Consider the following 7,071-nt stretch of genomic DNA (forward strand, 5'->3'; position numbering starts at 1 on the left):
CCGTTATCCTTGGTCGTCTTTTAAGCAACTATTGACACACACATGAAGGCACGAGCGATATTATTCGCCTCTGTCCTGCTGGTGGGGTGCCAGGCGTCTAAGCACGATGGCACCGTCGAACAGCGAGCACAGAGCCTTTCTGCGGCTGGTCAAGGGGAAGCAGGCAAGTTCACAAGTCAAGCGCGCTGGTTAGATGATGGAACCTTCTACGCGCAAGACCAGGATCTGTGGACTTCCATAGGCGACGAGCTAAAGATGGGAATACCGGATAACCCCCGGATTCGCGAGCAAAAACAGAAGTACTTAAGAAATAAGAGCTATCTCCACGATGTAACTTTACGGGCAGAGCCGTATATGTACTGGATAGCCGGGCAGGTTAAGAAACGTAACATGCCAATGGAACTGGTATTACTACCCATAGTGGAGAGCGCTTTTGACCCACACGCGACGTCTGGCGCCAATGCCGCAGGCATCTGGCAGATCATTCCGAGCACAGGGCGCAATTATGGTTTAAAACAGACCCGCAGTTACGATGCGCGTCGTGACGTTGTCGCATCGACAACCGCGGCGCTGGACATGATGCAACGTCTGAACAAAATGTTCGACGGCGACTGGTTGTTAACGGTCGCGGCATATAACAGCGGCGAAGGTCGGGTCATGAAGGCAGTGAAAGCGAACCGTTCGCGTGGCAAACCCACCGATTTCTGGTCGCTGTCTCTGCCGCATGAAACGAAAGTCTACGTACCGAAAATGCTGGCATTGAGCGACATCCTCAAAAACAGCAAACGTTACGGCGTAAAGTTGCCTACGGCTGATGAAAGCCGTGCGCTGGCGCGCGTTCGCCTCGACAGTCCGGTTGAGATTTCTCAGCTCGCGGATATGGCCGGTATGCCGGTCAGCAAGCTGAAGACCTTCAACGCCGGCGTAAAGGGGTCAACGCTGGGCGCTAGCGGGCCAAAGTACGTCATGGTGCCGCAGAAGCACGCAGCCCAACTGCGTGAATCGCTGGCCTCTGGCGACATTGCCGCCGTACAGCCGACGCAGCTCGCGGATAATACGCCGCTGACCAGCCGAAGCTATAAGGTGCGTTCCGGCGACACCATTTCCGGGATTGCTTCCCGTCTCGGTGTGACGACCCGCGATCTGCAGCAGTGGAATAACCTGCGCGGCTCTGGGTTGAAGGTTGGACAAAATCTGGTTATCGGCGCCGGCAGCAGCGCGCAGCGTCTGGCGAATAACAGCGATAGCATCACCTATCGCGTTCGCAAAGGTGACTCGCTGTCGAGCATCGCCAAACGTCATGGCGTTAATATTCGCGACGTCATGCGCTGGAACAGCGATACCGACAATCTGAGGCCTGGCGATCAGCTAACCCTGTTTGTGAAAAACAGCGATCGACCAGAGTCCTGATACGTCAGGGTTCGATAAAAAGGCACCGACTTCCCCCGGTGCCTTTTTTGTTGTCTGTATTAAACCGCTTTATGCGCTTCAAACATGATGGTATCGCTGGTAAAGGAACCATCCTGCTGTAACTCAAAGTAGGCTTTCACCTCCGCCGAGGCGCTCTGCTGGTATAAACGAATCGCCTCCACCAGCGGCTCAGGGGTACGCATCCGCGCCACCCACGAACTGAATTCCAGCGGCAGGCGATCGGTCAACAGCCGATTAATCACCAGCCCCGCCTCCGTCGCCAGCGTCAGCCACTCGCCGCTGGAATAATTACGCACGTGCGAGGTATCGCGCAGGGCTTCCACGGTCTGCAGCCAGACATCACGCACCGCATGGCCCGGCGACATCACGTCCATCACGATCATCACCCCGCCCGGCTTGAGAACACGTTTCACCTCACGCAGCGCCTGGCCGACATCATGCCAGTGATGCGCGGAGTAGCGGCTAATCACCACATCAAAGCTGGCATCAGCGAACGGCAGCGTTTCAGCATACCCCTGCTGGGTCACGATATTGCTAAAGCCTTTCTCTTTTGCCGCCGCGGTAACCACTTCCAGCATCTGGCTCGATAAATCATAGGCGGTCACCTCGGCAACCTGTCCCGCCGCGGTAAAGCTGGCGTGCCCTGCCCCGCAGCCCATATCCAGCACTTTCGCCTGCGGAAAATCAGCCAGACGTTCCGCCAGCCGCTGCAGATCGCGACCAGAGGCATGTACGGCGCTGGTCAGATAGGCGCTGGCCTGGGAGCCGAACTGCTTTTCAACGTTGTCATGGTGAGAGCGTGTTGTCATGTTGTCTTGTCCTTACGGTTTTTTGAGTAATAAAAGGCAGCACTATGCATGCACAGGCCTGCCCCATGGCAGGCCTGACCAACCTTAAATTAATCAGGCTTGCCGGGACTGAATTCGACTAGTAGCGGGTTGTGGTCGGAGGCGCGGGTTACCAGCACGGAAGCATCGTGCACGCTTAACCCACGGTAGAACACAAAATCGAGCGGGCGACCAAACGCGCGACGGCGCTGGTCGTCAGAGAAACGAACTTCACGCAGCGACATCTCGCGTGCAAAGCGGTACAGCGCGTTCATTCGCGGCCGGCTCCAGGCATTGAAGTCCCCGGCCATAATCACCGGCCCGCTGTGATGGGCAATCTGATCGCCGATCGGCAGCAACTGCTTGCTGTAGACATCGACGCCAAGGCTAAAGTTGACGGCATGGATATTGACCACCATTAACAACCGCGCATCGGGCAGCGGATAAACGGTCACTAAGGCCGATTTCGGCAATCGCAAAATAGGCTCGCGCTCGCGCAGCGGACAGCAATAGATGGGGTGAGCGGAGGCCAGCGTCATCACGCCGGAAGGATGCTGGGGCAGCACCAGCGCCGGCACCTGATCGGCGGCCAGATAGTTTGAAGTCGCGAACCTGACCAGTTCTGGGGTGGTTTGCGCCTCCTGCAACAGGACCAAATGCGCATCTTTGCCGAAATTTTTGAGGACCGACTGCCACTCTGCACGCTGCTGCTTGAAGATATTCCACACCAGCACGCGGATCTTCTCATCGCTGCTTAACGGCGTGCCGGCGGAATAAACCGGACTCACGCCCGCAAACGCCCCCGGAGGCAATATTCTCTCCGCAGGTTGTCCGGCGACATAGCGCATGGCGTAGGTGTTCTTTCGCAATTTGGGCATTAATCCTCGATAACAGAAACCAGCCCGACGACGACTGGTTCTTCTGTTATAGGGATTTTCCCATACACTTTCAATGCAATTTGCGAGAAACCCTTAGCCTTCGGGAGAAAGCGCTGCCGAACGGCGCGGCAATTTATCTAAACGCCCGCTCAGAACCACCAACAGCAAAGCGACCAGCACAATCACCGCGCCAATCCACGGCGTCTGCGCCAGACCGTACCGCTCGACCGTCTGTCCGCCGACGATCGATCCCAGCGCGATGCCGACGTTGAAGGCGGCGATATTCAGACCGGAAGCGATGTCGACAGCCCCCGGGGTATACTGCTCTGCTTTTTGCACCACATAGACCTGCAGACCCGGCACGTTGCCGAAGGCGAAAACGCCCATCACCAGCACCGTTGCCAGCGCGGCATAGTGAACGCTGGCGGTCAGCTGGAACACCAGCAGCAGCACAACCAGCGCGGCGAAGATAAACTTCAGCGCGGAGACGGCGCCATGCTTATCGGCCAGTTTGCCGCCCCATACGTTGCCGATAGCCACCGAGACGCCATAGCCCAGCAGGATCCAGCTCACCGCTGAGGGGCTGAAGCCGGCCAGCTCCTGCATCATCGGCGCAAGGAAGGTAAAAGCGGTAAACACGCCGCCATAGCCCAGCGCGGTAATGGCATAGATCATCAGCAGGCGCGGATGGGTTAAGACTTTAAGCTGATCGCGCAGGCTGGCGCTGGCGCGGCCCGGAATATTATTCGGCACCAGAATCAGACTGCTGATTAGCGCAATCACCCCGAGAATCGATACCGCGAGGAAGGTTTCCCGCCAGCCGAAATGCTGGCCAATAAAGGTGCCAAAGGGAACGCCGGTCACCAGCGCGACCGTCAGGCCGCCGAACATAATGGCGATGGCCGAGGCTGCTTTCTCTTTTGCCACCAGGCTGGTGGCGATTGTCGAGCCAATAGAGAAGAACACGCCGTGCGCCAGGCCGGTCAGCAGGCGCGCCAGGATCAGCGTTTCATAGCCTGGAGCCTGCCAGGCCAGCACATTACCCGCCGTAAACAGGACCATCAACGCCAGCAGCAGCTGTTTACGCGGCATACGCCCGGTTAATGCCGTCAGCACCGGGGCGCCGATCGCCACGCCCAGCGCGTAGATAGAGACCAGCAGTCCCGCAGAAGGTAGAGAGATAGAGAGTTGTTGGGCAATCGTCGGGACCAGGCCGACAATCACGAATTCAGTGGTGCCAATTGCAAAGGCACCGATGGTTAAGGCAAATAGCGCCAGTGGCATAATTTACTCCGTAGCATCAGGATTAAGATGACACGTAGTATGAAGGGTTGTATAAATAACAAAAACTATCAAAGTATCAATAGAATTTTGCTACAGGTGCAATAATGAGAGCCACATCCGAGGAGATCGCCATCTTTGTGGCGGTAGTGGAAAGCGGGAGTTTCAGCCGGGCAGCCGAACAGCTGGGTCAGGCCAACTCTGCCGTCAGCCGGGCAGTCAAAAAGCTCGAATCAAAGCTTGGTGTCAGCCTGCTTAATCGGACCACCCGCCAGCTCAGTCTGACAGAGGAAGGCGAGCGCTATTTTCGGCGGATGCAGGTGGTATTGCAGGAGATGGCGGCGGCAGAAAATGACCTGCTGGAAACGCGCACGACGCCGCGGGGCTTGCTGCGGGTGGATGCCGCGACGCCGGTGATGCTGCATTTTCTCATGCCGCTGGTGAAGCCGTTTCGCGAGCGTTACCCGGAAATGACGCTGTCGCTCGTCTCTTCAGAGACGTTTATTAACCTGATTGAACGGAAAGTGGATGTAGCGATACGGGCCGGAACCTTAACGGATTCCAGCCTGCGCGCCCGACCGCTGTTCACCAGCTATCGTAAGATCGTCGCCTCGCCAGCGTATGTCTCGCGCTACGGTGTGCCGCAGCATCCGTCAGATCTGAAACAACATCAGTGTCTGGGCTTCACTGAACCCGTCTCTCTGAACACCTGGCCAGTCTCCTGTTGCGATGGTCAGTTGTTAGAGATTGAGGCGGCGGTGTCATCAAACAGTGGGGAAACCCTCAAACAACTGTGTCTGACCGGCAACGGTATTGCCTGTCTGTCGGATTATATGGTGGATAAAGAGATAGCCAGCGGGGAGTTTGTTGAACTACTGGCCGACAAACGCTTGCCGGTGGAGATGCCCTTCAGTGCGGTGTACTACAGCGACAGAGCCGTCAGTACACGTATCAGGGCGTTTATTGATTTTCTAAGCGAACACGTAAAACAGCTCCCGAAGGAGCTGTCGTAGTACCCTCTGATAGGCATGCCGGAAGCGGGAGATTAATCCCACTGCGGCGCCAGACCTTCCGGGCTCACCAGCCGATCGTTGCAATCCAGCGCAGCGATCGCCTGGCGATCTTCATCATCCAGCTGCAGATCCAACGCCTTCAGGTTGCTGGCCAGGTTCTCACGCTTCGTCGAGGACGGGATTACCGCGTACCCCTCGCCCATCGCCCATGCCAGGATAACCTGCGCCGAAGTCGCATTATGTTTCGCCGCGATACGGGCAATCACCTCATCTTTCAGTGCCTTACCGTAGGCCAGGGTCATATAAGAGGTGATATGGATACCGTGCTCACGCGCCCAATCGACGACTTTACGGTTTTGCAGATACGGCGAGAGTTCAATCTGATTGGTAGCAATGTTTTCAGCGCCAACGGCGGCAATCGCGCGCTCCATCAGTGGAATAGTGAAGTTGGAGATACCGATCTGACGGGTCAGGCCGAGCGCCTTCGCTTCCATCAGAGCGGCCATAAACTCTTCAACAGCCACCGCATCGTTCGGTGACGGCCAGTGGATCAGCGTCAGATCAACATAGTCAGTGCGCAGCTTCTGCATGCTCTCTTGCAGGCTGGCGATGAGTTTGTCTTTGCTCAGGTTCTCGATCCAGATTTTGGTCGTGATGAACAACTCATCACGCGGCACGCCGCTCTCAGCGATAGCCTGACCCACCGCGGCTTCGTTGTCATAGATTTGCGCGGTGTCGATAGTACGATAGCCCAGCTCCAGCGCGGTTTTTACGGATGCGATAACAACATCATCTTTCAGACGGAAGGTGCCAAGACCAAATGCAGGGATTGCCATGTTTTTCCTCGTTATTTGTTCATTTCGGTTAACGGATGAAATTATGGCTGATGGTGTGGAGGGGAAAAAGAGCGATTAATGCAGAGGATTTTTGCTGATTTAGCAATAATCGGGAACAGATGAAACAAAAAAGCCCTGAGCAAATGCTCAGGGCTCTTAATAAGTGGCGGAACGGACGGGACTCGAACCCGCGACCCCCTGCGTGACAGGCAGGTATTCTAACCGACTGAACTACCGCTCCACCGAATTTTTTCGCTTTATGACCACCGGTTGTCACCCCGGCTTACTGCAATTTGATGCCTGGCAGTTCCCTACTCTCACATGGGGAGACCCCACACTACCATCGGCGCTACGGCGTTTCACTTCTGAGTTCGGCATGGGGTCAGGTGGGACCACCGCGCTAGTGCCGCCAGGCAAATTCTTTGTGCTCAGTACGAAATATTTTATCGCATCAGCTGCGTTGGCTGCATTCGCCCGCAGCAGTCACATACTTATGTATGCTCCTGCTGACGTGCATCATTTGCCGCCTTGCTGCTGCGCAAACTATTTCGTACTTCTGAATCAGTGCTGAAAATTCTCTCAAATCGCCAAAACATCTTCGGCGTTGTAAGGTTAAGCCTCACGGTTCATTAGTACCGGTTAGCTCAACGCATCGCTGCGCTTACACACCCGGCCTATCAACGTCATCGTCTTTAACGTTCCTTCAGGAGACTTATAGTCTCAGGGAGAACTCATCTCGGGGCAAGTTTCGTGCTTAGATGCTTTCAGCACTTATCTCTTCCGCATTTAGCTACCGGGCAGTGCC

General features: G+C 55.9%; 6 protein-coding genes, 1 tRNA gene and 2 rRNA genes. 2 read left to right on the top strand and 7 right to left on the bottom strand.

Annotation, left to right across the window (positions count from 1 at the left end; genetic code table 11):
* Positions 1 to 42: 42 nt before the first annotated feature.
* On the top strand, positions 43 to 1,410 hold the full coding sequence (mltD, locus tag ACLEXF_RS14415; RefSeq protein WP_004204616.1) for a murein transglycosylase D: 1,368 nt from the start codon (positions 43 to 45) through the stop codon (positions 1,408 to 1,410).
* Positions 1,411 to 1,469: 59 nt separating this feature from the next.
* On the opposite strand, the gene ACLEXF_RS14420 is transcribed toward mltD, so the two are convergent.
* The 3 genes from ACLEXF_RS14420 to ACLEXF_RS14430 form a co-directional block, all read right to left on the bottom strand.
* Positions 1,470 to 2,240, bottom strand: a complete 771-nt coding sequence (locus tag ACLEXF_RS14420) for a class I SAM-dependent methyltransferase (RefSeq protein ID WP_064183779.1) — start codon at positions 2,238 to 2,240, stop codon at positions 1,470 to 1,472.
* 89 nt (positions 2,241 to 2,329) lie between these two features.
* Positions 2,330 to 3,127, bottom strand: a complete 798-nt coding sequence (locus ACLEXF_RS14425; protein ID WP_074194120.1) for an endonuclease/exonuclease/phosphatase family protein — start codon at positions 3,125 to 3,127, stop codon at positions 2,330 to 2,332.
* A gap of 102 nt (positions 3,128 to 3,229) precedes the next feature.
* The gene (locus tag ACLEXF_RS14430; protein ID WP_043521489.1) at positions 3,230 to 4,420 is read right to left on the bottom strand and encodes an MFS transporter; all 1,191 of its coding nucleotides are present in this window, start codon (positions 4,418 to 4,420) and stop codon (positions 3,230 to 3,232) included.
* Positions 4,421 to 4,524: 104 nt separating this feature from the next.
* Here ACLEXF_RS14430 and yafC point away from each other — a divergent pair, with 104 nt between their 5' ends.
* Positions 4,525 to 5,430: a DNA-binding transcriptional regulator YafC gene (yafC, locus tag ACLEXF_RS14435; RefSeq protein WP_004204612.1), complete on the top strand. Its 906-nt coding sequence runs from the start codon at positions 4,525 to 4,527 to the stop codon at positions 5,428 to 5,430.
* 32 nt (positions 5,431 to 5,462) lie between these two features.
* Here the strand turns inward: yafC and dkgB are convergent, their stop codons facing one another.
* From dkgB to ACLEXF_RS14455, 4 genes are all read right to left on the bottom strand, one after another.
* Positions 5,463 to 6,266, bottom strand: coding sequence for a 2,5-didehydrogluconate reductase DkgB (dkgB, locus tag ACLEXF_RS14440; protein ID WP_064183780.1), 804 nt, complete (start codon positions 6,264 to 6,266; stop codon positions 5,463 to 5,465).
* A gap of 164 nt (positions 6,267 to 6,430) precedes the next feature.
* Positions 6,431 to 6,507 (bottom strand) — tRNA-Asp (locus ACLEXF_RS14445).
* 57 nt (positions 6,508 to 6,564) lie between these two features.
* Positions 6,565 to 6,680 (bottom strand): 5S ribosomal RNA (gene rrf, locus ACLEXF_RS14450).
* A 194-nt stretch (positions 6,681 to 6,874) separates the two neighbouring features.
* A 23S ribosomal RNA gene (locus ACLEXF_RS14455) occupies positions 6,875 to 7,071 on the bottom strand; the annotation flags it as partial.

The organism is Klebsiella pneumoniae complex sp. WS1778, assembly GCF_049472055.1.
GTDB lineage: Bacteria > Pseudomonadota > Gammaproteobacteria > Enterobacterales > Enterobacteriaceae > Klebsiella > Klebsiella quasipneumoniae.

Excerpts from the sequence above, each read along its gene's own strand:
- mltD (WP_004204616.1), top strand. The coding sequence starts at position 43 with ATGAAGGCACGAGCGATATTATTCGCCTCTGTCCTGCTGGTGGGGTGC.
- ACLEXF_RS14420 (WP_064183779.1), bottom strand. The coding sequence starts at position 2,240 with ATGACAACACGCTCTCACCATGACAACGTTGAAAAGCAGTTCGGCTCC.
- ACLEXF_RS14430 (WP_043521489.1), bottom strand. The coding sequence starts at position 4,420 with ATGCCACTGGCGCTATTTGCCTTAACCATCGGTGCCTTTGCAATTGGC.
- yafC (WP_004204612.1), top strand. The coding sequence starts at position 4,525 with ATGAGAGCCACATCCGAGGAGATCGCCATCTTTGTGGCGGTAGTGGAA.
- dkgB (WP_064183780.1), bottom strand. The coding sequence starts at position 6,266 with ATGGCAATCCCTGCATTTGGTCTTGGCACCTTCCGTCTGAAAGATGAT.